Annotated in this window: 19 protein-coding genes and 1 other RNA gene; 13 read left to right on the top strand and 7 right to left on the bottom strand. The window is 34.1% G+C overall.

Features of this window, described 5'->3' with window-relative positions; all coding sequences use genetic code 11:
• Positions 1 to 4: 4 nt before the first annotated feature.
• The gene (locus AAEO57_RS06865) at positions 5 to 1,276 is read left to right on the top strand and encodes a dicarboxylate/amino acid:cation symporter (protein ID WP_341690899.1); all 1,272 of its coding nucleotides are present in this window, start codon (positions 5 to 7) and stop codon (positions 1,274 to 1,276) included.
• Between the two features lie 128 nt (positions 1,277 to 1,404).
• Positions 1,405 to 3,579, top strand: a complete 2,175-nt coding sequence (locus tag AAEO57_RS06860) for a response regulator (RefSeq protein WP_341690897.1) — start codon at positions 1,405 to 1,407, stop codon at positions 3,577 to 3,579.
• On the opposite strand, the gene AAEO57_RS06855 is transcribed toward AAEO57_RS06860, so the two are convergent.
• The gene (locus tag AAEO57_RS06855) at positions 3,576 to 4,826 is read right to left on the bottom strand and encodes a DEAD/DEAH box helicase (protein ID WP_341690896.1); all 1,251 of its coding nucleotides are present in this window, start codon (positions 4,824 to 4,826) and stop codon (positions 3,576 to 3,578) included. The two genes, AAEO57_RS06860 and AAEO57_RS06855, sit on opposite strands and share 4 nt — an antisense overlap.
• Positions 4,827 to 4,961: 135 nt before the next feature.
• Positions 4,962 to 5,999, bottom strand: a complete 1,038-nt coding sequence (locus tag AAEO57_RS06850; protein WP_341690894.1) for a formimidoylglutamase — start codon at positions 5,997 to 5,999, stop codon at positions 4,962 to 4,964.
• 97 nt (positions 6,000 to 6,096) lie between these two features.
• Here AAEO57_RS06850 and AAEO57_RS06845 point away from each other — a divergent pair, with 97 nt between their 5' ends.
• Positions 6,097 to 6,975, top strand: coding sequence for a hypothetical protein (locus AAEO57_RS06845; protein WP_341690892.1), 879 nt, complete (start codon positions 6,097 to 6,099; stop codon positions 6,973 to 6,975).
• A gap of 45 nt (positions 6,976 to 7,020) precedes the next feature.
• On the opposite strand, the gene hutI is transcribed toward AAEO57_RS06845, so the two are convergent.
• Both hutI and AAEO57_RS06835 read right to left on the bottom strand, forming a co-directional pair.
• Entirely contained in the window at positions 7,021 to 8,259 is a 1,239-nt protein-coding gene (gene hutI, locus AAEO57_RS06840; RefSeq protein WP_341690890.1) for an imidazolonepropionase, read from the bottom strand.
• A 102-nt stretch (positions 8,260 to 8,361) separates the two neighbouring features.
• Positions 8,362 to 9,414 carry a glutaminyl-peptide cyclotransferase gene (locus AAEO57_RS06835; RefSeq protein ID WP_341690888.1) on the bottom strand — a complete coding sequence of 351 codons (1,053 nt, stop codon included), beginning with the start codon at positions 9,412 to 9,414 and terminating at the stop codon, positions 8,362 to 8,364.
• A gap of 88 nt (positions 9,415 to 9,502) precedes the next feature.
• On the opposite strand from AAEO57_RS06835, the gene ffs reads away from it, so the two are divergent.
• The 5 genes from ffs (at position 9,503) to AAEO57_RS06810 (ending at position 12,469) form a co-directional block, all read left to right on the top strand.
• Positions 9,503 to 9,600, top strand: an RNA gene (gene ffs, locus AAEO57_RS06830) — signal recognition particle sRNA small type.
• Positions 9,601 to 9,772: 172 nt separating this feature from the next.
• Entirely contained in the window at positions 9,773 to 10,150 is a 378-nt protein-coding gene (locus tag AAEO57_RS06825) for a hypothetical protein (protein ID WP_341690886.1), read from the top strand.
• A 56-nt stretch (positions 10,151 to 10,206) separates the two neighbouring features.
• Positions 10,207 to 11,010, top strand: coding sequence for an SDR family oxidoreductase (locus AAEO57_RS06820; protein WP_341690883.1), 804 nt, complete (start codon positions 10,207 to 10,209; stop codon positions 11,008 to 11,010).
• Between the two features lie 214 nt (positions 11,011 to 11,224).
• Positions 11,225 to 11,881 (top strand): fructose-6-phosphate aldolase, encoded by a 657-nt coding sequence (gene fsa, locus AAEO57_RS06815; protein WP_031457487.1) that lies wholly within the window; start codon positions 11,225 to 11,227, stop codon positions 11,879 to 11,881.
• Between the two features lie 93 nt (positions 11,882 to 11,974).
• Positions 11,975 to 12,469 carry a hypothetical protein gene (locus AAEO57_RS06810; protein ID WP_341690879.1) on the top strand — a complete coding sequence of 165 codons (495 nt, stop codon included), beginning with the start codon at positions 11,975 to 11,977 and terminating at the stop codon, positions 12,467 to 12,469.
• A gap of 84 nt (positions 12,470 to 12,553) precedes the next feature.
• Here the strand turns inward: AAEO57_RS06810 and AAEO57_RS06805 are convergent, their stop codons facing one another.
• The 3 genes from AAEO57_RS06805 to AAEO57_RS06795 all read right to left on the bottom strand — a co-directional run bounded on the left by AAEO57_RS06805 (position 12,554) and on the right by AAEO57_RS06795 (position 15,937).
• Positions 12,554 to 14,023, bottom strand: a complete 1,470-nt coding sequence (locus AAEO57_RS06805; protein ID WP_341690877.1) for an MFS transporter — start codon at positions 14,021 to 14,023, stop codon at positions 12,554 to 12,556.
• A 173-nt stretch (positions 14,024 to 14,196) separates the two neighbouring features.
• The gene (locus AAEO57_RS06800; RefSeq protein ID WP_341690875.1) at positions 14,197 to 14,898 is read right to left on the bottom strand and encodes a LytR/AlgR family response regulator transcription factor; all 702 of its coding nucleotides are present in this window, start codon (positions 14,896 to 14,898) and stop codon (positions 14,197 to 14,199) included.
• Complete coding sequence (locus AAEO57_RS06795) at positions 14,888 to 15,937, bottom strand: sensor histidine kinase (RefSeq protein ID WP_341690873.1); 1,050 nt, start codon at positions 15,935 to 15,937, stop codon at positions 14,888 to 14,890. The genes AAEO57_RS06800 and AAEO57_RS06795 overlap by 11 nt, the downstream gene beginning before the upstream one ends.
• A 262-nt stretch (positions 15,938 to 16,199) precedes the next feature.
• Here AAEO57_RS06795 and AAEO57_RS06790 point away from each other — a divergent pair, with 262 nt between their 5' ends.
• The 5 genes from AAEO57_RS06790 to AAEO57_RS06770 all read left to right on the top strand — a co-directional run bounded on the left by AAEO57_RS06790 (position 16,200) and on the right by AAEO57_RS06770 (position 26,597).
• Complete coding sequence (locus tag AAEO57_RS06790) at positions 16,200 to 19,232, top strand: SusC/RagA family TonB-linked outer membrane protein (RefSeq protein ID WP_341690871.1); 3,033 nt, start codon at positions 16,200 to 16,202, stop codon at positions 19,230 to 19,232.
• A gap of 11 nt (positions 19,233 to 19,243) precedes the next feature.
• The gene (locus AAEO57_RS06785) at positions 19,244 to 20,812 is read left to right on the top strand and encodes a RagB/SusD family nutrient uptake outer membrane protein (protein WP_341690869.1); all 1,569 of its coding nucleotides are present in this window, start codon (positions 19,244 to 19,246) and stop codon (positions 20,810 to 20,812) included.
• A gap of 103 nt (positions 20,813 to 20,915) precedes the next feature.
• On the top strand, positions 20,916 to 22,853 hold the full coding sequence (nagB, locus tag AAEO57_RS06780; protein ID WP_341690867.1) for a glucosamine-6-phosphate deaminase: 1,938 nt from the start codon (positions 20,916 to 20,918) through the stop codon (positions 22,851 to 22,853).
• 141 nt (positions 22,854 to 22,994) lie between these two features.
• Positions 22,995 to 25,061, top strand: coding sequence for a beta-N-acetylhexosaminidase (locus tag AAEO57_RS06775; RefSeq protein WP_341690864.1), 2,067 nt, complete (start codon positions 22,995 to 22,997; stop codon positions 25,059 to 25,061).
• Positions 25,062 to 25,826: 765 nt separating this feature from the next.
• A complete protein-coding gene (locus tag AAEO57_RS06770) occupies positions 25,827 to 26,597 on the top strand; it encodes a TlpA family protein disulfide reductase (RefSeq protein WP_341690862.1) in 771 nt (256 codons plus the stop codon).
• Positions 26,598 to 26,625 lie beyond the last annotated feature (28 nt).

Here is a 26,625-nt window from a genome sequence, read left to right as displayed (position 1 = left end):
ATACATGGATACAATCCAAAATTCAAAAAAATCTTTTTTTTCCGGACTGACAGGTCAAATTTTAATAGCGATGATTTTGGGCGCTGTTTTAGGGATTATCCTGCATAATTCGATTTCTGCTGAAGCGGCACAATCGTTCAGTAACAAGATAAAAATGCTGGCGGCAATTTTTATACGTTTGGTTCAAATGATTATTTCCCCGCTGGTTTTTACCACTCTGGTAGTAGGAATTGCAAAACTGGGAGATATAAAAAGTGTCGGAAGAATTGGGGGAAAAGCACTTGGTTGGTTTTTTACAGCTTCTTTTATATCATTGTTAATAGGGTTGTTTTATGTAAATATTTTAGAACCAGGTGTTGGTATTAAATTAGGTAATGTGGATATGGGTGCCGCATCTGAAGTAACGGCCAAAACACAAAATTTATCTTTTGAAAACTTTGTAGAGCATATCGTACCTAAGAGTATCATTGAAGCCATGGCGACAAATGAAATTCTCCAGATTGTAATTTTTTCAATCTTTTTCGGTTTAGCCGCTGCTTCATTAGGAGAAAAGGTAAAGCCTGTTATTGGTGCTTTGGACAAGATGTCGCATATTGTACTAAAGATGGTGAATTATGTGATGAACTTCGCTCCAATAGGGGTTTTTGGGGCTATTGCAGGTGTGTTTGCTGTTCGTGATGCAGAAGAATTACTTATTACTTATTTTAAGTTTTTTGGATCGTTTTTGTTGGGAATTGGTACATTATGGGTGGTTTTAATAGCAGTAGGTTTTATTTTCTTAAAAGGAAGAATGATTGAATTGCTAAAACGTATTATAGGTCCTTTGGCAATTGCTTTTGGAACAACGAGCAGTGAAGCTGTTTTTCCCAAACTGACAGAAGAACTTGAAAATTTTGGGGTAAAAGACAGAATTGTATCTTTTATGCTTCCGCTTGGATATTCATTCAATCTTGACGGAAGTATGATGTATATGACCTTTGCGAGTATCTTTATTGCACAGTTTTACAATGTACATTTAGATTTAGGCTCCCAGATGGTAATGCTTTTAGTTTTAATGCTTACCAGTAAAGGAATTGCAGGTGTACCGAGAGCGAGTTTAGTTGTTGTTGCGGCAACCTGCGGTATGTTTGATATTCCGGTTGAAGGAATTGCCCTGATTTTACCCATAGATCATTTTTGTGACATGTTTAGAAGTGCAACAAATGTTTTAGGAAATGCATTGGCAACTTCGGTAGTTGGGCAATGGGAAAGTAATAAGGAACAAAATATTGTATAAAATGATTTAGGTGTAATCTTTGTGTTTTTTACAAATAATTATAGAAAAGAGTTGTAATTTGTTTATCAAATGCAGCTCTTTTTATTTTTAAGTGTATATTTGATGAAATTAGCCGAATTATGCCCCGAATGCGGATACTTTTATTTTTTTTATTCCTGAATTGCTTCTGTAGTTCAGCACAAGCTCATTATGAGGATATTTCAGAGGCTAAAATTCACAAGTTAATTAAACAGGCATGGCAGGATTTTAAAAACTCTAATTTTGAAAAATCATTAATCAACTCCAGAACTGCTCTAAATTATGCTTCCTTAAAAAAAAACAATTATTTAATAGCGCACTCTTATAAAATTATTGGAGGAAACTACAATGAACTAGCAGAATTTGACAAAGCTATTTTTTTCTACAACAAAAGTTTGTCATACATAAATAAAACAGATAACGACTCTCTAAAATACAGTCTTTACAATAATTTAGGAAACATATATTGTTTTGAAAAAAAGCAGTTTGACAAAGGAATTCATTATTATAAAAAATCCATTGCTTATGGTTTAAAAATCCGGGATTTTAAGCAGGTATATTTTACCAATGTAAATATAGCATGGGCTTATTTTGATATCGGAAAGTTTAAAGAAGGTGTTCCTTTTCTAAAATTTATTAATGGAGATCAGAAAAATAAAGACAAATCAACAGATGTTGTTGTTGAAATGCTCAATGGGATGTATTCCTCTTATATTAATGATTATAAAAGTGCAGACATTCATTTTAAGAAAGCAATAGAATTAGGCCTGATAAGTGAAGAAAAGTCCGATTTGTCTTTTGCATATCTTGAATATTCTCATTTTTTGAACAAAATAAAAAAGTATAATGAAGCTTATAAAAACCTGGAACTGTACAATAAAATTACAGAGAATCTGTATAGTCAGGAAAAAATGAAGAAAGCTTCGGCTGCCGGGATTAATTTGGAACTGGACGAATACAAAAGGGAAATTGATAAGATTGAAAATGAGAAAATCGTACAATATCAAAATTTAAAAAAATCCAAAATTATTGTGGTTTTATTCGTCTTGATATCATTCATTTTTTTATTTCTGATTTTTAGTTTGTATAAAAACAATATTATCAGGAAAAAAACCAACGAAGAACTCTTAAAAGCAAAAGAAATTGCAGAAGAAGCTTCTCAGATGAAAACTCATTTTATTTCGACTATTAGCCATGAATTGCGTACTCCCTTGTATGGTGTGGTCGGAATTACAAATATAATTGCGGATGAGCACAAGGAATTATCCGATAGCCAGTATCTGAGTTCGTTAAAATTTTCTGCTCGTTATTTATTGTCTTTAGTAAATGATATTCTTCAGATTAATAAAATTGAAGAAAAAAGAGTGGTTCTTGAAAATTCGGTTTTCGATATTTTTGAAGAAATTAATATGATTAAAAATTCATTGTCGTTTTTGGCTCAGAAAAATAACAATCAGTTTTTTGTACATATTGATCCGGATATACCGCAGTATTTAATTGGTGATAAACTCAGGCTGGGACAAATTTTGATGAATCTGGTGAGTAATGCACTTAAATTTACCAAAAACGGGCAGGTTGAAATTATAGCTGATTTGGTAAAGACAGAAGATAATCATCATTTTGTTGAGTTTCAGGTGAAAGATAACGGGATTGGAATTACTGCAGCAGATCAGGATAAGGTTTTTGAAAAGTTTGTACAGGTAGGCAGAAAAGAACAAGACTATCAGGGAACAGGGTTGGGACTCAGCATTGTAAAAAAACTTCTTGAGTTATTTGGAAGTACAATTTATCTTCAAAGCGAAATAGGGAAAGGAACCACATTTACTTTTATAGTTTCTTTTGAGTATAACTCTGAAAAGAATAAAACTACAATTGATGAAATTGATTTTGATTTGGAATCTGGCTATCTATGTAAAGTTTTGATAGTAGATGATAATATTATCAATCAGTTGGTTACCAGGAAAATAATAGAAAAAAATAATTATATATGCAGTGTTGCGAATGATGGCTTTACCGCTATTGAATTATTGCAGCAAGAAGAGTTTGATATGGTATTAATGGATATCAATATGCCTGTGATGAACGGATTTGAAACAACAAGAAAACTGCGCGCAAATGGTATTGTAACACCCGTTATTGCTCTTACTGCTTTTGATAAGGATGAAATTGCAGAAGAAGCTTTGTCTTCTGGTATGAATGATATTATAGTGAAGCCTTTTGAGCCTGTAAAATTATTTAAAATTATAAATAATCTTATTTTAGAAGAAAAAAACGTTGGTTGTTAGTACCAACGTTTTTTGTTTTTCTTAGAAGTGTTTGATTTTCTGGACTTATGTGCTCCTCCGCTTCTGTTTGAATTTTTAGGTTTTTCTGCAGTTGCATCAGGGCTTCCTGCATGCCATTGATACGGATGGTCGTTAATGGTTTTTACATCCACTTTGATTAACTTCTGTATGTCTTTCCAGTATGGGTGCTCGTCTTTTCCGCAGAAAGATATTGCAATTCCGCCATTTCCGGCACGTCCTGTTCTTCCAATTCGGTGTACGTACGTTTCAGGGATATTTGGTAAATCAAAATTGATTACAAACGGTAACTGGTCTATATCAATTCCTCTTGCGGCAATATCAGTGGCAACCAATACACCCACTTCTTTATTTTTGAAAGCATCCAAGACACGCTGTCTTGCGTTTTGGGATTTGTCTCCATGAATTGCTTCTGCAGGGATGTCTTTTTTTCTAAGGGCTTTTACAACATTATCTGCTCCGTGTTTGGTTCTTGCAAAAACCAGTACGTTTGATAATCCTTCTGTTTTTATTAAGTGATAAAGCAAGTTTCTTTTTTCAGTTTTATCTACAAAATAGACACGCTGTTCTACATTTTCTGCTGTTGAAGAAACCGGAGATACAGTTACTGTTTCAGGATCTGTTAAAAACATTTCAGCCAGTTCACGAATAGCAATTGGCATTGTTGCTGAAAAGAACAAAGTTTGTCTGTTTTTAGGTGTTAGCTTTACAATTTTTTTGACATCATTTACAAAACCCATATCCAGCATTTGGTCTGCTTCATCCAAAACCAAAACATGTAAGTGGTTTAAGTCTAAGAAACCTTGTTTATGTAAGTCTAAAAGCCTTCCCGGTGTAGCTACAAGGATGTCAACTCCTTTTTTTAGGGTTTCGACTTGCGGATTTTGAGAAACTCCTCCAAAAATAGTGAGTTGAGTTAAATTGGTATATTTAGCATAAGTATCGAAACTCTGTCCGATTTGTACAGCCAGTTCACGTGTAGGAGTAACGATAAGGGCGCGAATTTGTTTGGCTTTTTTTGATGATCCTACTATTCGGTGTAATTGATGGATAATAGGAATTGCAAATGCAGCGGTTTTTCCGGTACCGGTTTGTGCACAGCCAATTAAATCCCTTCCGGCCAGTACAACTGGTATAGCCTGTTCCTGAATTGGGGTCGGATTTAAATAGCCTTCTTCAAATACGGCTCTTTGTATACTTTTTGAAAGTGATAAATCTTCGAATAACATATCTTAGGTGTTAGGAATTTAGTTTTAAGTACTAAATTCTGTGCAAAGATAGTTTTATTCAGCCAATCGTTTAATTGATTAAGATTTTATTTGGAAAAAGGTTGAATTGTAAAGGTGTTGATAAATGTTTAATGATTAGACTTTTTCATGATTCGCTTTGATGAAATCAGTTATCAGATAACCAATTAGTTTGCCGATTAAATGATTGTTAGAAGAATTGTCTAAATCTGGAGCTCCTTCACAGATATGTAAGTAAGAAGCATTTCTGTGCTGACCAAAGTATGAGATAAACTGACGTAGTTGTTCAATTGAAAAACCACTGATAGTCATAGCACTACTGGCAATATTTGGAATCGCATCTAAGTCAATTTCAATTCCAAAAAAATCCGATTTAACGAATTCCAGGGCAGAAATCATTTCGTGGTTAAAATCTTTTTCTTCGCGAATGTTAATACTGTCGTAAGTATTGTAGCGTACCCGATCTTCGAGTTTTTTTATAATATCGAGGACACTTTTTGAAGTATAATTTTCGTGAAGACCAAAAATGAAATATTTTTTCAGAAAACCTTCTTCATACGCATACGAAAAACCGTTTCCGCTATGACGTCCTTCAAGTATTCTAAAATCAGAATGTGCGTCAAAATTGATTGCATTTATAGGTTTGCCTTTAGCTAAAGCAGTTCCTTTTATATTTCCATAAGCGTTGTTATGGCCGCCTCCAATAATTATAGGTGTTTTTCCGGCTTTAATCAAAGTGAAAATGATATGCGAAACTTCTTTATCGATTTTTTCAACAAGCTGGCTCAGTTTTGAACGGTCGTCAATATCGTTAAAATCGAGGTTTTCAACATCCTTCATTTCCTGAGTTACATCGATATGTCCCAGAACAATAATCTGACTGCCCTTGCAAAAGCGGTTGTGCTGGATATTTGCTATGCTTTTTATTGCACTCTCCCAGGCAGAAGCAGCACCTGGTCTTCCATAATTGGCACGCACACCAATATCTTCAGGTATGCCCAAAAGCACATATTTAGCGTCACTTTCTTTTAGGAAATCTACATAATTTACACCCTTAGGAACAAGGATCATTTTTTCCCCAAATTTTATTTCACCACTTCTGTGATTGGTAACTTTTGCTAAATCATTAATCGTAAACGGGATTAACTTATCCATAAAAAAAAATATTATCCAAAAATAATATAAAAGTGTTAACTTACGTTATTACCTTACATTAATTATTTAAATTTGTTATTAAAGAAAATTATTAAATATGGAAAACCCAAACAAAAACAACTCAAGTCTAAAGGCGGTAATCGCTGTTTTAGCAGTCCTACTTATTGGTAGTTTAGTATACATTTTTAAACTTTCTTCTGATTCAGATGTTGTAAAATCAGAGCTTACCACTACATTGACAGAAAAAGAATCTGTAATGAAAGATCTTCAGGAACTGAAAGCAACTTATGACGCTGCCATTGCGGAAAACACTTCAATGTCAGATGAATTAATTCAGGAAAGAGACAAAGTAGTAGCTTTGATGGATGACCTGAACAAATCAAAAGGTGATGTTTCTAAATACAGATCACAGGTTCAGGGACTACAGGCTAAAATGAAAACTTTAGTAGCTGAAAATGATGAACTAAAAAAACAAAATGGTGTTTTAACAGTTCAGAGAGACAGTACAATTGTAGTCTTGGGAGAATCTAAAAAGTATAATGAAGTTTTGGTTGGTCAAAATGAAGCTTTGGCTAAAACAGTCGAAAAAGGTTCTAAATTATCTGTTTTGAATACCAAAACAGCTGCTTACAAATTAAAAAGTTCTGGTAAACAAATTGAAACAGACAAAGCAAGTCGTGCAGATGTGTTAAAAATTAGTTTTACTATTGCAGAAAATCAAATTGCAAAATCTGGGGATAAAACATATTATGTTCAGGTTATTGATAGTAAAAACAATGTTTTAGGGGATAAAAAGACAGAAAGTTTTGGTGATAAATCATTAACTTACAGCTTTAAAACAACTGTTAAGTACGAAAACAAAACAGTAAATGTTTCTGAGGATCTGCCGGGTAAAGATTTTGCAAAAGGAACTTATTTTATCAATATCTTTGATAATGATGAATTGGTTTCTAAAACAAGCTTTTCTTTAAGATAAGAATTGAAATAGAGATAAAAAAAGAGGAGTTATGCTCCTCTTTTTTTATGCTAAAATTTTACCTTCAACAAGTATACTTTCAATTAAGTTGCTTCCAAAAGCGTACGGAATCTGATAATAGGACGAAATAGGTTTTGTGATGATGAGATTGGCTTTTTTACCTTTTGTAATACTTCCGTGGGTTTCTGAAATCCCCATAGCATACGCACCGTTTATGGTTGCTGCATTTATGGCTTCTTCGGGAGACATTTTCATTTTGATACAGGCGGTTGCCACAACAAAATTCATATTTCCGGATGGAGTGGAGCCGGGATTGAAATCAGTTGCTAAAGCAATTGGTAATCCTGCAGTAATCATTTCTCTTGCAGGGGTGTAAGGAATGCTTAGAAAGTAAGAGCATGAAGGTAATGCAACCGGCATCGTTTCAGTGTTTTTTAAAGCTTCAATATCCTCAGAATTCATAATTTCAAGATGATCGACAGAAAGGGCTTTAAATTGAACTCCAGCCTGAATTCCGCCAATAGAATTAAACTGGTTTACGTGAATTTTCGGTTTTAAACCAAAATCGATTCCCGCCTGCATGATTTTTTTGGTTTCTTCTACAGAAAAATATCCACTTTCGCAAAAGACATCAATATAATCCGCCAGTTTGTTTTTTGCAATTTCAGGAAGCATTTTGGTTAGAATTTCATCAATATAACCAGCTTTGTTTTCTTTGTAATGTATAGGAAAAGCATGCGCTCCTAAAAAAGTTGCTTTTATCGAAATCGGATAATCTTCAGCAAGTTTTTTTATGACACGAAGCATTTTTAGTTCGCCTTCAACCGTTAATCCATAACCTGATTTTATTTCGACTGCTCCGGTACCCAGATGCATTACTTCTTCAAGACGTTTTTTTGACTGTTCGTAAATTTCGTCCTCAGAAGTTTCGTTTAATTTTTTTGCTGAGTTTAGGATTCCGCCGCCACGATTTGCAATTTCCTCATAAGTAAATCCATTAATTCGATCCACGAATTCCTGCTCGCGATTGCCTGCATACACGATGTGCGTGTGACTGTCGCACCATGATGGAAGAACTATTTTTCCTGTTGCATCAATCGTTTTGTCTGCTTTGATTTCCGGAAGGTTTTCCATAGTACCAAAATCAGCAATCAAATTGTCTTTTATGATTAAGAAAGCATTTTTGATGGTAGGAAGAATAGCCATTTCTGCCCCTGAAACTTTAGATACAAGAGTTTCGCGAACTTGCAATAGTTCTTTTATATTAGTGATAAGTGTGGTCATTTTTTTAGGTGAGTATTATATAAAAACAAATTTCACAAATTATCACGGAATAATTCGTGATAATTTGTGAAATTCGTTTTGTGTGTTGTTTTTGAATGTAAATTATTCTGAAACTGTTATTTCGAACATTTTATCCCAGTTTTTACCTGTTACAAAAATAGTTTTAGTTTTAGGATTGTAAGCAATTCCATTAAGAACGTCGTCTGTTGTTGTTCCAGTTGTTAATTTTCTAAGACCAGACAGGTCAAGAATTCCTTCTACCGCACCAGATTCTGGATTTACAACTGCAACAGCATCTTTAAACCAAACGTTAGTATAGATTTTTCCGTTAATCCATTCCAGCTCGTTAACAGCTTTAATTTTAGAAGTTCCTGAATATACATTTATATAATCTATCATTTTTTGAGTTGACGGATCTACTTTCCAGATTTTTTCAGTTCCATCGGTTTGATAGATATGTTTTCCGTCATTTGTCATTCCCCAACCTTCAATTTGTTTCTCGTAATCAAAAGTTTTTTCGAGTTTTAATGTTTTAGCATCATAAATAAACCCTTTTTTGTTTTTATAGGTTAATTGAAATAATTTGCCATTTATAAAAGTAATTCCTTCTCCAAAGTATTTTGAATCCAAATCAATTTTTTTGAAAACTTTACCTGTTTTATAATCGTACTTTTTTATAAATGAAGCTCCTTCCTGGCCTGTACTTTCATATAAAGTATCATTGTAGAATTCCAATCCTTCGGTAAAATCTTTTTTGTCATGAGGAAAAGTATTTACGATTTTATACTTCAATAATTTAGGATTAATGTTTGAAACCAATTCAACTCTTTTGGTAGCATCCGATGAATCAGATCCAAAATAAACAGTCGCTTTTAGATATTGATAACCTAATTTTTGGTCTTTTAAGTCGAATTTGAATTTTTCAGAACCTTTTGTGCTTCCCACTCTTTTGTTATTTATAAAGTAGGCAATGCTGTCAATTTCTTTTGATTTTGGATTTAAAACAGAGATAGAAATGGCTTCCTGAGGCAGAAAATGTGCCGGAAAAGCAGAATCATCTATGGTAAATAAAGAATTTTCACCTTTATTTTTATCTCCGCAGCCAATTAATGTGATTCCTAATAAAATGGCAGTTAGGAAGTTATGTTTTTTCATAGTTTAAAATTTGAATAGTCCAATATACAACGATATTTTTATAGCAACAAAGCTCTTGCAAAAATATAAAAAGATTGTATATTTGCACCGGCAAGTCCTACACGACCAGCTCCTGCAGACTCCCCCAGGATGGGAACATAGCAAGGGTACGTGGTTGAGCGGTGCGATGTAGGTCGCTTGCCATTTTTTATTTTTAGAATTTATACAAAAGCAGTCTTCCTTCGGGAGGATTTTTTTATTTTTACCCCCTTTGGAAGTTGAAGGTTATAGGTTTAAGGGTTATGTGTTTGAGAGATGAGTTAAACTTTTCTTTAGATTTAAATTTCTTAAAAATTTGCACTTGAAATATTTACACAGAATGGAAGAAAAATTTTCAAAACTATTTTTTGTCGTTTTATTTATCGGTGTTGTTTGTCTTTTTGTGAAAGGTTGTAATAATAAAAAAGAGATTAAAGAACATGAAGGCAAGACAATTTGTAAATATACTTTTTGTAAACAATTTCCAAAATCTACGGAAGCATATGTGAAATATTATGTGGATAATAAACTGTATAGAAATGGAGCAGGAGGTTGTCCGGATAATTCGGAGTCGAAAATAGATAAATATTATGAATTAAAATATTCTACTATTGATCCGAACAAAATTATTGTTGATTTTTCTACAGAAGTTAAAGATTCAATTTTAATAAAAGAATTGGAATCAAAACTAGAATTTAAATATTGGCTTGAGCATTAATACTAATCATAATAAGTCAAAACTCATAACTTATAACTCATAACTAGAAAGGAAAAATGAATAAAGTCGTTTTAATTACCGGAGGATCCTCAGGGATTGGAAAATCAATTGGAGAATTTTTGCATCAAAAAGGTTTTGTGGTTTACGGAACGAGCAGAAACCCTGAGAAAGTTTTAAATTCTGTTTTTCCGCTTGTGGCTCTGGACGTTCGAAATACAGAATCAATTAAAACTGCTGTTGCTAAAATCATCGAAACTTCTGGACGATTAGATGTTGTGATTAATAACGCTGGTGTCGGGATTACCGGTCCTTTGGAAGAAATTCCGATGGAGGAAATCAAGAATAATTTTGAAACCAATTTTTTTGGACCTATTGAAGTAATGAAAGCGGTTCTGCCTCAGATGCGTGAGCAAAAATCGGGTCTGATTATCAATATTACCTCGATTGCTGCTTATATGGGACTGCCATACAGAAGTGTTTACTCGGCATCAAAAGGAGCTTTGGAATTGATTACGGAAGCCTTGCGAATGGAAGTAAAGCAATTTGGAATAGAGATTACCAATGTTGCTCCGGGTGATTTTGCTACGAATATTGCATCGGGACGATATCATGCACCGGTTGTAAAAGGTTCGGCTTACGAAAAAGTTTATGGTGATACCCTTGCTACTATGAATGAACATGTTGATGCAGGAAGTAATCCAAATGAAATGGCTGAAGCAGTTTATAAAATTATGCAGGAAAAAAGCCCCAAAGTGCATTATAAAGTAGGCGTCTTTATGCAGAAGTTTTCGATTGTTTTAAAACGTGCGCTTCCGGATAAGGTGTATGAAAAAATGCTGATGAATCATTATAAGTTATAAAAGCAGTATTAATTATTGATTTCGGTATTTAATTCACAAATTGATTTTGTTTTTGAAATTGTTATTGATATTGATTTTGTAATTTTGCACCGGATTTGCGTGAGGGGGTGAAGCGGCATCCTTTTTGTTTTTTCTTTAAAAACAAAAAGATACAGCGGAACACCCGACCCTTGGGGCACGCCCAAATTATGAACACAATTAAATAAATATAATTATGAAATTTTTTATTGATACAGCTAATTTAGCTCAGATTAAAGAAGCACAGGCATTAGGTGTTTTGGATGGTGTAACGACTAATCCGTCATTGATGGCAAAAGAAGGAATTACAGGAAAAAACAATATTTTGAAACATTATGTTGATATCTGTAATCTTGTTGATGGTGATGTAAGTGCCGAAGTTAATGCGCTGGATTTTGAAGGAATGGTGAAAGAAGGTGAGGAATTAGCTGATTTACATGAGCAAATTGTAGTAAAATTGCCTATGACAAAAGAAGGTGTTATGGCTGCAAAATATTTCTCGGATAAAGGAATTAAAACTAATGTAACACTTGTGTTTTCTGCAGGTCAGGCTTTATTGGCTGCAAAAGCAGGAGCAACTTATGTTTCGCCTTTTATTGGCCGTTTGGATGACGTTTCTACGGACGGTCTGAATTTGATTCAGGAAATTAGAGAAATCTACGATAACTACGGATATGAGACTCAAATCTTAGCTGCTTCTGTGCGTCATACTATGCATATTGTAAACTGTGCTAAAATTGGTGCAGATGTTATGACAGGACCTCTTTCTGCAATTTATGGTTTATTGAAACACCCATTGACAGATATCGGATTGGCTCAGTTTGTAGCTGATTTTGAGAAAGGTAACAAATAGTTTACTTTAAAATAAATTAATTAAAATCGTTGTTTTCTACAGGAAGATGACGATTTTTTTTTTTATTTTTATGTATCTCAAAAAGAACTACATATGAAAAAAAGTATCCTGATTTTAGCATTTTTGTTTGTTACAATGGTATCTAATGCGCAGGCGAGTGTGCTCAAAGGAGTGAACGAAGCCGGCGATGTTGCCACTTTTGAATTGGATTGTACGGTAAAATTTCAGACCCTGGCAAAAGGTTTGCGTTACAATATTACCCGTCACGAATTTAAAGGGCATGAAATGAAGAATACCTACCGGTTATTACTGGTAATGGATGGGTTTTATTCTAAAACTTTGAATAAGGAAATGACTATTTCTGCAGTATTAAGTGACGGGAGTGTTATTGAAGCAAGAAAAATAATTGAGGATGATGGTTTTTTTGATGGCGCCTGCACTTTAAAAATTAAAGATCCTCAGGCACTTTTAGCAGCTAATATTGACAAAGTTATTGTGCATGCTGATAAAGATGTGGTTTATACGCTGTCCGAAAAAAATAAAGCTATTTTTAAGAAAAACTTAAATGCAGTTATAACGGCTAAATAAATTTCGAAAACAATAAAAAAAATCCAAATTCCAATCATCGATTACAATTGGAATTTGGAATTTTCTATTTATTTGTTTTATGATTTAGTGACCTCCTCCGCCACCTTCAACATGATTAATACCTTGTCTTTTTAGTATTTTAGGGCAGTAGTATCCATAGAAACCTAGATATGCAAAGCCAATAAGGGGAACGATATATGAGAAATGTGTCCATGTGATTCCGAAAATTCCGTTTGAATCAGTCAGATCGATGTCACAGATTCTTCCCTGAATCAATGGGATAACTCCTCCTCCGAGAATCATCATAATCAGGAATGAAGATGCTTTACCAGTGTTTTTACCTAATCCTGCAATGGCTAAATCGAATATTGAAGGCCACATGATAGACAGGAATAAACCTCCTGAGATAAGAAAGAATTTAGCAATTTCGGTATTGGTACAAACTAACCCAATTAGCATCATAGTTACACCCGAAAGACCGAAAAGCATTAATGTTTTGCCTGCGTTTTTCCCTCCAACGAAACTTACTGCTATGAATATTAAAATCCAGAGAGGGTAGATGTAGAATCCTGAAACATCATGACCGGCAAATATATTGGCTCCAATAATAACACCAAATCCTAAAGCCGGAACAATAAATTTAAGAGCTGTGACAGCTGTTTTTGACAAATCGAAAACATTTACACCACCATTCCAGCGGCCAATCATTAAACTTCCCCAATAAAGTGCAATAAAAGGTGCTATTGCATCTTCAAGAATGTTTCCAAACTCTGATGTATGAAGTAAAGCCGGTAAGTTACTGATGATGGTTACCTCCGTTCCAACATAAATAAAAATTGCCAGCATTCCCAAATACAACTGTGGGTAGTCTAAAATATTGAATTTTTCATGAGCGTGTTTGATGACTGCTTCTTCCTCTTTTTCAGGGTCTTCAATTTTAGAAAAGTTCATAAAAATAGCTACAACAATAAAAGCAAGTCCAAGGATAATGAATGGTAGCTTAATATCTTCTAATGAAAGCGCTGTTTTTTTGTTATCTCCCATTCCGAACAAAGCGATTCCCAGTAAAATAGCACCAATCGTTGTTCCGAAAGAGTTTACTCCTCCTGCTAATGTTAAACGGTGCGCTCCTGTTGCAGGGCTTCCCATTTTGATAGCTAAAGGGTTTGCTACAATCTGTTGAATCGAAAATCCTAAACCTACTGTAAATAAAGCTGTTAAAAAGAATGGAAAGCTTTCCATTGAAGCTGCAGGAACAAATAAAAAGGAACCTGCCGCAGAAAGGATTAAACCGGCTGAAAGTGTTTTTTTGTATCCAAATTTCTGTAAAACATCAACTTTTAGGGATATCAAAAAGAAAATTATAGAGCCCACGAAATAAGCTGCATAAAACGCCCAGGCAACTAATTGTGATTGTACCTGCGATAAAGTAAAAACTTTTTTGAATACGGGGATTAAAATATCATTGGCAGACCCAACGAAACCCCAAAAGAAGAAGACAATTATTAGCGAAATAAATTGCCCCCACTTGGTTTGTACATTTTCTGAATTCATAATTTAATTTAGTTTTTTTTATGTTTTTAGTGGTTTTGAAAGGCGTAAATATATTTGTTACAATTATCAAAAAAAAATAAAAAAGCATAAAAAATGCAGAAATTATACAAACAACATAATTTATTCAATAATGTGTTACTTTTTTAGGAATTACTATATCGATTAAGTAAAAATTATTCAAGGATTTTGTTCTTAACTTCCTTGCTGTAATTTCTTCCAATCGGGATAGTGTAAGATAGAATTTGTATTCTGTTTCCTTCAATCGATTTGACTTTATTAAGAGCAATCACATACGATTTGTGAATACGCAGAAATTTGTCATTTGGTAATTCTTCGGACAAGGAAGTGATAGATTTATGAGTAATGTAAGTTTTGTCGGGCGTAACAATTTTGATGTATTCCTTCATTCCTTCCACAAAAAGGATTTCTTCAATATTAATTTTCATCATTTTTTTATCGACTTTGATAAAAATATGTGAATCGCCTTTGGCAGCTTCTGTTTTAATATTGTTTTTTAAGTTGTATTCGGTGGTAATTTTATTGATGCATTTAATGAATCTTGGTAACGGAATTGGTTTTACCAGATAATCCAAAACGTCGAGATCATAGCTTTCGGCAGCAAATTCCCTAAAGGCAGTTGTGATAATGACTTTTGTTTTGTTTTCGATTAAGCTTATTAATTCAAAACCGGTCATCATAGGCATGTTGATGTCCAGAAAAACCGCATCAACAGGAGTGCTGTTAATAAAATCGAGTGCTTCTAAAGAATTGTTGAATGTGCCAATAACTTCAAAGTCAGGAAAATTTGTAAAGTAATTTTGTAAAACTTTGATCGCTAAAGGTTCATCATCGATTAACAGGCATTTAATCTTCATTATGAATAGGTATTTGCAAACTTATTATGTAGTAATTCAGCTTTGTTTTGTACTGCAGGCTAAAATTATTTTTATAAATCAATTTCAGTCTTTTCTTGGTATTGACTAATCCGATACCGCTTTTAGGAGTATTTTTTTGTGAAATTACAAAATTATTAAGGATTTCAAAATGCAGCTTATTGCCAATGACCCTGCAGTTTATTTTAATTTTCAGGTTCTTATTGTTTAATCCGCCATGTTTAAAAGCATTTTCTACCAACGAAATAAAGATCAGAGGAGGAACTTTGATGTCTTCAATGTCAGACTCCAGATTAATAGTGACTTCCACATTTTCAAAACGAAGCTTTTCAATTTCGATATAATTCTGGATATAATCTATTTCTTTTATCAAAGGGACAAATTTGGTTCCTTTTATATCGTACAATACATATTCCATCAGGTTTGATAGTTTCATGATTACATTCGGAACTTTATCTGAAGATTCTAAGGATAATGCATATAAATTATTTAATGTATTGAAGAAAAAATGAGGCTGGATCTGATTCTCAAGATATTTGAGTTTTATTTTAAATTGATTTTCTCTTAACGACCTGTTTCTTTCCCTTTCGCGAAGCCAGGTCAAAGTGAGGTAAACAGAGGATGCCATAGCGAGAACATACAGCTCACCAATGCACACGGCAACGATATGATTTATTTCGAAGGGATGATACTCGCGATTTGCTTCGGGCCAGATATTTTCGGAAACGATATAATACGTCAGGGCTGTTTTTAGTAAATAGACAGCAAAAAGACTAATTAGTAATGCAATCGTATATTTAATGTATTGCTGCTTCAGAACATAACGGCGAACTAAGATAAAAAGGTTAAAATAAACCAAAGGAATGTGCAGGGAAAATTCAATCAGATTCGATTTAAATGAATATTCGTAATCGTTAAAATAAGCACCCCATCTTAAAAAATTGAGGGTAAAATAACTTCCCCAGAACCAGATATGATTTCGAAGTTTAATGTCGAAGTTTAATTTTTGAATTTCGCTCAATTTTAGTGATGGTTAGGGTTTAGAAGCAGTTTGTTTTGGTTATGCAACTTTAAACAATTAGTTGGTAAAACGCAATTTTTTTGAAAAAAAAATTATGCAGAGTGGTTTTTTGTGTTTTTTTTTGTTTATAAAACGATTTCGTAAAACGGATTATTGATTGTTTTATGTCGTTCGTTTAAAGTTTGATGTAGTTTGTATAAATTATTTTTTTTAACAATACCTTAAGAATAATTTTACCTCATAACTAACAAAATAAATAAACATGAAAAAAATTCTATTAATCTTTATGATTGTTTTTACAGCGCAGGTTTCGCTTGCTCAGGTAAAAAATGTCAAAGGTTTGATTACAGATTCTGAAGGAATGCCATTACCAGGGGCATCTGTTTCTGTAAAAGGAGGCCAAAAAGGAGCGACCACCGATTTTGACGGATTGTATTCACTTGATGTTCAAAAAGGCCAAAGTTTAATTTTTACTTATGTAGGGCTAGAAACTCAGACAATTGTTGTAGGTGACGAATCTACAATTAATGTAAAGATGATTCAGGCAGCTTCAAATTCCTTAAACGAAGTAGTAGTAACTTCTTTAGGGATTAAAAGACAGAAAAAAGCACTTACTTACTCAACTCAAGAGTTAAAAGGGGAAGAAATGACTAGAGTAAAAGATCCAAACGTTATTAATACGGTAGCTGGTAAAATTGCAGGTGTGGCGATTACTAAAAGTTCTTCTGGTGCAGGAGGTTCTACAAAAGTAGTTATTCGTGGTAATTCATCATTTACAAATAATCAGCCTTTATATGTAATTGACGGTATCCCATTATCTAACCCAAATGGAGGGCAGCCAAACGGTACATTTGGTGATTTAGCAGGGGGAAATCGTGATGGTGGAGACGTTGTTTCATTAATAAATCCAGATGATTATGAAGGAATGACGATACTTAAAGGTGCTGCGGCTTCTGTATTATATGGTAGTCAGGGAGCAAATGGAGTTATTTTGTTGTCTTCAAAAAAAGCAAAATCAAGTGCTGGAACTGTAAATGTAAATTCTGTAACTACTTTTGAAAGTGTAGCTTATTTACCAGATTTTCAATCAGACTATACTTCTTTAGCAGGAGATTCAAGAACCTGGGGAGCTAAGGAGAAAGTAGAAGATGGGGTAAAAGATTTTTTTGAAACAGGTGTTACACAAATTACTTCGGTAGGATTTTCAAAAGCAACTGAAGGAAATACAACTTCTTTAACATATGCCAATACAGAAACATCAGGAGTAATACCAGAAAATCACTTAAAGAAAAACAATTTTGGTATTCGTCAAACTTCAAAATATTTTGAGGATAAATTAAGCGTTTCGGTTACAGGTAATTATGCGGTTCAAAAAATTAATAACAGACCAGTAAATGGATTATATTTCAATCCTGTAGCCGGGGCATTTTCTCATCCAAGAGGATTCTCTTTTGAGGATTTGAAAAACTATGAAGTTTATGATCCTGCTAGAAATTTAATGGTTCAAAACTATCCCGGAATTGCTAATATTAATGAAAACAATGAAAATCCATATTGGCAAATAAACAGACAAAAATCATTAGATACAAATAATTTTCTAAATGGAGCTATTGCTTTGGATTTTAAAGTTAATGATTGGTTTCACTTAACTTCCAGATATAGTTACAACAAAAGTGAGAGCCGTTTTGAAAAAGAAATGTTCGCAACGTCAGCTACTTCTTTAGTAAATATTAATGGTAGGCTGATTGATGTGACTACTACAACAACTCAGAACTATGCTGACTTATTAGGTTTAGTTGATGCAAATCTTTCAGATAATTTTACATTCACTGCAACTTTTGGAGGAAGTATTAATAACGGTAAATCAAGAGGGACAATACTCGATTCAGGAATTGGGGGAGGATTGGCTAATGCTAATATTTTTACTCTAGGAAATTTCGTAAATAATAACGGAAATGTGCAAACAGCTTATGAAAGAGAAGTTCAGTCTCTGTTTGCTACTACAACTTTTGGATACAAAAACTATTTGTTCTTAGATGTTGCAGGACGTAATGATTGGTCTTCAACTTTAGTAAACACTGACAATCCTAGTTTCTTTTACCCTTCTGTAGGTATGACTGGTGTTCTTAGTGATATGTTAACAATGCCTGAGTGGGTTAATTTTGGTAAAGTTCGTGCTACTTATGCGCAAGTGGGTAATGATATTCCGGCTTATTTAACTAACCCTACTACTTCAATAGTTGCCGGTAATCCTGTTAACCCACCAGTTGGACCAATGCCTGGCCAAAGTTTGAAACCAGAGTTGAAATCAGAGATTGAGATTGGAACAGAATGGAAAATGTTTGATAATAGACTAGGTTTTGAAGCTTCATATTATAATTCTGAGACTAAAAACCAACTAATTAATGTAGGTGTAGAAGGTTCAAATCCTAATGGATATGCAAATTATGCTATAAATGCAGGAAGTATTACCAATAAAGGTTTTGAGTTAATATTGTATGCAGATGTTATAAAAGGAGCAAAATTTAACTGGGAAACTAAAGTCAATTATTCTCAAAATAAGAGTATAGTTAATGATATTCCGTCTGAAACAAATAACGGTAGAATTTTAATGACAGATCCGGGATCAAACAGTTACAGATTCTCTTTAATAGAAGGAAGACCTTTTGGAGTAATTGAAGGATATAATATTAAGAGAGACGATCAGGGTAGAATTTTAGTTGATGATAATAATAAAGTTCAGCGTACTGATTGGGAAGAAGTAGGTAATGCAAATCCTGATTTCATGCTAGGTTGGTCAAATACTTTCAAAATCGGAGCTTTTACAGCAAATATTTTACTTGATGGGCGTTTTGGTGGAGAAGTTTTGAGTTTAACACAAGCAATCAACGATTATAACGGAGTATCTAAAGCAACTGGTGATGCCAGAAACGCTGGTGGAGTTAAAGTTAATGCTGTAAGAGTGAGTGATGGCACACCTGTTACGTCTATAGATACACAAACTTATTATGAAGCAGTTGGTGGTAGAAACGGAATTTCTGGAGAGTATGTTTATGATGCAACTAATGTAAGTGTGAGAGAGGTTTCGATTGGATATACCTTTAATAAAAAGACAATTCCGTTTGCAGATTCTTTAAGCTTGTCTTTGATTGCCAGAAATTTATTCTTTATATACAAAGATGCTCCATTTGATCCAAATATTGCTTTAAGTACAGGCGAAGGTTTACAAGGTGTTGATGTATTCGGAATGCCGTCAACAAGAAGTATAGGACTTAATTTAAATGTAACTTTCTAATTTGAATGATTATGAAACTAAATACAATAAAAAGAACAATATTATGTCTTTCATTGCTTACTGCTTTTGGTTGTACAGATAATTTTGAAGATATAAATACGAATCCGGAAGGAGCGACACCAGAACAATTAGCACAAGATTATAACAATATCAAAAGTTTAATAAAACCTGCTTTCAGTAGGTTGTATGTTAGCGATATTACCTGGCAATATCAAATACAACAAAGTTTACAAGCTGATGGTTGGTCAGGATACATGACTACACCAATTAACTTTGGACCAACAAATAATCATGATTATTCATTAAATATAGGTTGGAATAGCACGGCTTGGGATTATGCTTATGTGGATATTATTTCTTATCTGTATAAAGTTGAAGAAAGAGCAAAAGGAAAATTTGATAATTATTATGCCTGGTCTTTGATTATAAAAGCTGCAACAATGCAGCGTATTACCGATATGTACGGTCCTGCTGTTTATTCAAAATTTGGTATTGAAACAAAAGCTACTTATGATTCTCAGCAAGAAATATATCAGAATATTTTTAATGATTTAGAATTTGCAATTACCGAATTGACTAATAGAGTAAATGCTGGAGAAACTTCAGCTTTTGTTGGAACTGATTTGTCATTATATAACGGAGATTACAAACAATGGATTAAATATGCTAACTCATTGCGTTTAAGAATGGCAATGCGTATTGTAAAAGTAGATCCAGCTCTTGCAAAAACACAGGCCGAGAAATCAATTTCTCATCCATTTGGAGTATTTACAACTAGCAGTGATAATATGATGGTTAAATCGCCATTAGACTTAAATGTTATTGATGTAATGAGTCATGTATGGGTTGGATTATTTATGGGCGCAGACATGGAATCTATTTTAGGAGGTTATGAAGATCCGCGTTTGAGCAAATATTGGGAGACATCTAATGTTGTCCCTGGTGAATTCAAAGGTGTTAGAACAGGTATTCAATACCCAACATCTTCAACGTATGCTAATTTTTCTCAATCAGGTGAAAGAACTCGTAAAGGGTTAGTTACGTGGATGTCTACAGCCGAAGTCTATTTCTTAAGAGCCGAAGGAGCTTTACGTGGCTGGAATATGGGAGGTACTGCCCAAAATTTGTATGAATTAGGGATAAAAGCTTCCTTTGATCAAAATGGTGCTTCGGGTGCTGATGCTTATATAGCAGATGATAGTAAAAAACCTAAAAATTATGTAGATCCTATAAATGCTGTTAATAATGCAGTTGCTGCAAGTAAAGTTACAGTTGCCTGGGGTACTGATAAAGAAACTAATCTGGAAAAAATTATTACTCAAAAATGGATTGCAACATTTCCTGATGGTCAAGAAGCATGGTCAGAATATAGAAGAACAGGGTATCCTAAATTATTTAGAATTACTAATAATCAAAGTGGAGGGGTAATTTCTACAGCTTTAGGAGTTCGTAGATTAGGATTCTCACAAAGTGAAGTTAACAACAATCCAAAAGGATACGAATCAGGAGTTGCCAAACTGGGAGGTCCGGATAATGGAGCGACGCGTTTATGGTGGGATGTAGACAAGGCTAACTTCTAAAAGAATAAAACAAATATCAGTTTGGTTAGTAAATGGTATAAGCAATGAAAGTTGTTTATACCATTTCAAAAGCCAAAATTGTAAATACAAAAAAAGAAAAAAAATGAAAAGTGCTTTAGAAATAAAACCTGATATCAGCTATAAAAGTGCAGGAAAATTTGAAGAAACAAGATTTGAGAAAATTCATAATGAAATCTTCAAAAGTTCAGCAGAAGCTTCGGTAATTGTAGCGCAGGAAATCGCACAATTAATCAGATTAAAACAAGAAAAAAATAAAACTTGTGTGTTAGGTTTGGCAACAGGTTCTTCTCCTGTAAAAGTATATGAAGAACTGGTAAGAATGCACAGAGAAGAAGGATTAAGTTTTAGCAATGTCATCACTTTCAATCTGGATGAATATTATCCGATGTCAAAAGAGAACAATCAGAGCTACCATTATTTCATGCATCAGCACCTTTTTAATCATATTGATATTGATCCTGAAAACATTAATATTCCCGACGGTACAGTGGCAATTGATGAATTGAATCAGTATTGTATTGATTATGAAATGAATATTAAAAGAGCCGGAGGTCTTGATTTTCAGCTATTAGGTATTGGTCGTACAGGTCACGTAGGTTTTAATGAACCGGGATCTCACATTAACTCAGGAACCCGAATCATTACACTGGATCACATTACAAGAGTAGATGCTTCGTCTGATTTTAATGGTATTGACAACGTCCCTAAGCGTGCGATTACGATGGGAGTTTCTACCATTATGCGATCTAAACGAATTGTATTGATGGCCTGGGGACAAAACAAAGCAGATATCATCAAAAGAACCATTCAGGGTGATATCAGTTCTGAAGTTCCTGCCACATTTTTACAAAATCATCCTAATGCGACTTTCGTATTGGATCAGTCTGCAGCTTCTGAATTAACACGTTTTAAAACGCCTTGGTTAGTAGGAGAATGTATCTGGACACAGGAATTAAAAAGCAAAGCGATTGTCTGGTTATGCCAAAAAACAAAACAGTCGATATTAAAATTAACAGACCGAGATTATAATAATAACGGAATGTCAGATCTTTTGGCGCAGGAAGGTTCTGCTTACGATTTGAATATCAATATGTTCAACGTATTACAGCACACCATTACCGGATGGCCGGGCGGAAAGCCCAATACAGATGATTCGCATCGTCCGGAAAGGGCTAATCCTGCCAAAAAACGAGTAATCCTTTTCAGTCCGCATCCTGATGATGACGTGATTTCGATGGGAGGAACTTTTTCAAAACTCATAAAACAGGGGCATGATGTACATGTTGTGTATCAAACCTCCGGAAATATCGCAGTTACAGATGATGAAGCGCTAAAATTTGCTGAGGTATGTAACGATTTTGTAGGCGATGCTGATCCAAAAATAAATTTCAAATCAGTAATTGAATTTCTGAACAACAAATCAGAAGATCAGGTAGATTCTTTAGAAGTTCGAAAATTAAAAGGACTCATTAGAAGAAGAGAATCTTATGCAGCCACAAGATATATTGGTCTGAAAGACGAAAATACACACTTTTTGGATCTTCCTTTTTATGAAACAGGACAGGTTAAAAAGAATCCGCTGGGTTCGGAAGATATTGCTATCGTGAAGGATATTATTACTAAAATAAAACCGCATCAGGTATTTGCAGCAGGAGATTTGGCAGATCCGCACGGAACGCACGAGGTTTGCCTAAACGCCATATTTGCCGCATTAAAAGAGCTGAAACCGGAACCATACATGAACGATTGCTGGTTGTGGCTCTACAGAGGTGCGTGGCACGAATGGGACATTCACGAAATTGACATGGCTGTTCCGCTTTCACCTTCAGAAGTACTTTTGAAACGTCATGCAATCCTGTACCACCAGTCTCAAAAAGACAGGGTGATGTTTCAGGGCAATGATTCAAGGGAATTTTGGGTAAGGGCAGAAGACCGTAACAAAAATACAGCCGTTCTCTATGATGAATTAGGATTGGCAGAATATGAAGCGATTGAGGCTTTCAAACGTTTTGATTACTAGTTTTTTTTAAGATTTGGTTTTAGAGTCAAATTGTATAATTCAGATTGATTTCAACGGACAGTGAGGATCAATAGAGATCATTCTGGATTTTTTTAATATTATGTTACTCAGTTGGTAACGTGTTCAAACTAATAAAAAAATATGAAATATTTAATAATCCTGTTATTGGCGGGTTTGACTGCTGGTGCTCAGGCAAAAAAAGAGCAGCTAAACCTTATGCCTTGGCCTCAAAATGTTGTTTTGAATGACGGAAGTTTTACTTTAACTAAAAACTTTAAAGTAAACATTACTGGAAATCCAAATTCAAGAGTTTTTGGTGGAGCAACCCGTTTTCTACGACGTTTAGACGGCAGAACCGGTCTTTTTTTCGAACAGGATTTTATTACAAAATTAAATGAGGCTCCTAGTGCGGAACTTCAGATCAATTGTACCAAAAGCGGAAAAATAGGTTTGTATGAAGACGAAAGTTACCATTTAGACATCAAACAAAACAAAATTACACTCAATGCAACCAGTGATTTAGGAGCTTTACACGGTCTTGAAACATTATTACAGCTGTTGCAGAACAATAGCTCATCGTTTTATTTTCCGAATTCGCAGATTTCAGATTTTCCAAGATTTACCTGGAGAGGTTTGATGATTGATGCTTCAAGACATTTTCAGCCGGTAGACGTAATCAAAAGAAACCTTGACGGATTGGCTGCTATGAAAATGAATGTTTTTCACTGGCATCTGGTTGATGATCAGGGCTGGAGAATCGAAACTAAAAAACATCCAAAGCTAATCGAATTAGCTTCAGACGGGCTGTATTATACTCAGGAAGAAATTAAAAATATCGTAAAATATGCTGATGAACGCGGAATTTTAATCGTTCCCGAAATAGATGTTCCTGGTCACGGTTCTGCGATATTGACGGCTTATCCGGAAATTGGCAGTAAAGTGATTACACTCACAGGCGGAACTTCAGAAAAAAATATTCAGGGAACAGCAATTGCGACCTATGGAATCGAGAGAAATGCGGGTATTTTTTCACCGACTTTAGATCCTTCAAATCCAAAAACATATCAACTGTTAAGCGAAATATTTGATGAGGTTTGTCCGTTGTTTCCGGGAGCTTATTTTCACATTGGAGGAGACGAAAACGAAGGAAAAGACTGGGATGCTAATCCGAAGATTCAGGCGTTCAAAAAGAAACACAATTTAAAGACGAACCATGAATTGCAGACATATTTCACGATGCAATTGGTTCCGATGCTTAAAAAACACGGCAAACAATTGATGGGCTGGGAAGAAATCCTGACCAAAGATTTGTCAAAAGAAGCTATTATTCATTCTTGGAAAGGACCAAATGAAGGTGTTTTACCAGGTCAGTCTTTGGTTGAAGCAGTAAAAAAAGGATACAAAACAGTATTGTCAAACGGATATTATATCGATTTGATGTATCCAATTGAAAGTCATTATTTGACTGATCCAATGCCAAAAGATGCTACTTTATCTGCCGAAGAAAAAGCTAGAATTCTGGGCGGTGAAGCCCCAATGTGGACAGAATTGGCGACGCCGGAAACAATAGATTCCAGAATTTGGCCAAGAACAGCAGCAATTGCAGAAAGACTTTGGTCAGCCGGAAATATTACTGATGTTGCCGATATGCGCAGACGTTTGGAAACCATTTCGTTCAGATTGGAAGAATTAGGACTCACACACATTCGCAACAAAGATGTGATTTTGAGAAATATTGCCAACAATCAAAACATAAAACCGCTTACCGAATTTTCAAATGTTTGTGAACCATTAAAAGGATATACGAGAAATAAAGACGGCACAGAATACCAGACATATTCTCCGCTAACACTTTTTGCAGATGCCTGTACACCAGATGCAAAAGATGCTTTGGTTTTTGACGCGGCAGTTTCACAATATCTGGCAAATAAAACCCCGGAAAATAAAGCAAAAGTGACAGCATTTTTAAACAAATGGATTGCTGTCAATAAAGAATTAATTGATTTGAGTGCCAATGCGCCTTTGGTACAGCCAATTTTACCATTAGCGAAAAAATTAAGCGAAACATCACAGCAATTGCTTCTTCTGTTAGACAATAAATCAGGTTTGAAACCAGCTGATTTAAAAAGCCTGATAGAGCAATGCAATACAAAAGACCACGCCGATGTTGAGCTTGCAGTTTATACAAGTTTTAAAAAGTTGATATAAAAGTTTGAGTTAGTAATGTAGTTTAAGTTAAGTTTAATGATTATTTAATTGGTTTTATCTCTGCCGGAAAACCTAATCTGGCAGAGATAATTTTAACCAAATTAGTTTATTAAAAGTTTAAAAGAGAAATAGAAATAAAATATTGGGACGGTTAAAATTGAGTTTGGTTATTTATTTTTTAATCTAATTTTTATTTCAAATAATGTGTCAGTTTTGGGTAATTTGTTATTTGGTTTTTACCCGAAAAAGAACATTGTAAACCTGGCAATTCGTTGTCAGGTTTTTTTATGCTCTAAAATTAATGAATTTTTTTAAGAGCTGTTTACTTCGTCAGTTCGCTATCGCTCGTGTCCTGCTCTCCGCTTAATCTTTTGTGGCGAACCCCGCCACAAAAGGATAACGCTTCGATCAGGGCTAGGGCTTTAGGTTTTATAAGTTTTTTTTAAATATTTAAATTGTTGATTATAAGGTTTTAAAGTATGAATTTTACTGTAAAAACATTTATAATTTAAAGTAATGGTGTCATCCTGAACGGAGTCGAAGGCTTGCTAACGAAAGGGCTTCGACTCCGCTCAGCCTGACAGTTTTTTTGATTACATCCAATGAGATGAAGAAACTTTTCTGTTTGGCTGCTTAGTGATTTTTCTAAAATTAAATTAATCTTTCAATGGAAAATCAAAATAAAAAATCTGTCTAAATCTGCAAAATCTGCGTGAAACACTAATTTTTAAGTACTTTTGACTCCTAAATTATTCAATAAAATCCATGAAGAAATTCATCAGTCTGTTACCACTTCTTTTTGTTTTTTCTTTAAGTTCTGCCCAAAATAAATTCGGAAATCCGGAAGCCGATCCAATTCAAATTCAGAAAACGTTCAGCGATTGGACGGCTTATAATAAAAAGATAATGTTGTCACGGGATTTTACAGCTCTGGATTCCCAGTCAAAAAAAATCTCAAAAAAAGCATTTTTAAACGCTTTGACAAATGAAGACTTTATTCCAATCCGATTAAAATCAGTCGATTCTGTTTATTATTACAAGTTGTTTAAAATCCTCCCAAAATCAGATACCAATATCAAAGCAACGATTAATCAGGAAGCTTTTGAAGCCTTAAAAAACTATGAAATGGAAGGCAAGCCTTTCCCTGAATTTTCCTTTAAAGATTTAGATGGAAATATAGTTTCTAATGCATCGATGAAAGGCAAAATCATCGTAATCAAATGCTGGTACATTCATTGTGCGGCTTGTATCAAAGAGTTTCCACAAGTCAATGCCTTAGTTTCAAAATACAAGGATCGAAAAGATATCGTTTTTATAAGTCTTACCGAAGATACACCGGAACAGTTAAAAATATTTTTAGCAAGAAAGCCACTTTCATATTCCGTTATTCCAGACATGAAAGTTTATATGATTGAAAAGCTTGATTTGAATGCTTTTCCAACACATTTTATTTTGGACAGAAACGGAGTAATCAAAAAAGTAGTTTCGAATTACGAAAGTCTTGAAGTTGCTTTGGATAAAGAAAGTAAGTTGTGATTTAAGTGAAAAGTGAAAAGTAAGAAGT

Source organism: Flavobacterium calami (assembly GCF_038290035.1).
Taxonomy (GTDB): domain Bacteria; phylum Bacteroidota; class Bacteroidia; order Flavobacteriales; family Flavobacteriaceae; genus Flavobacterium; species Flavobacterium calami.
Note: the sequence above shows the minus strand (reverse complement) of the source record. Positions and strands in the feature narration are given on the sequence as shown.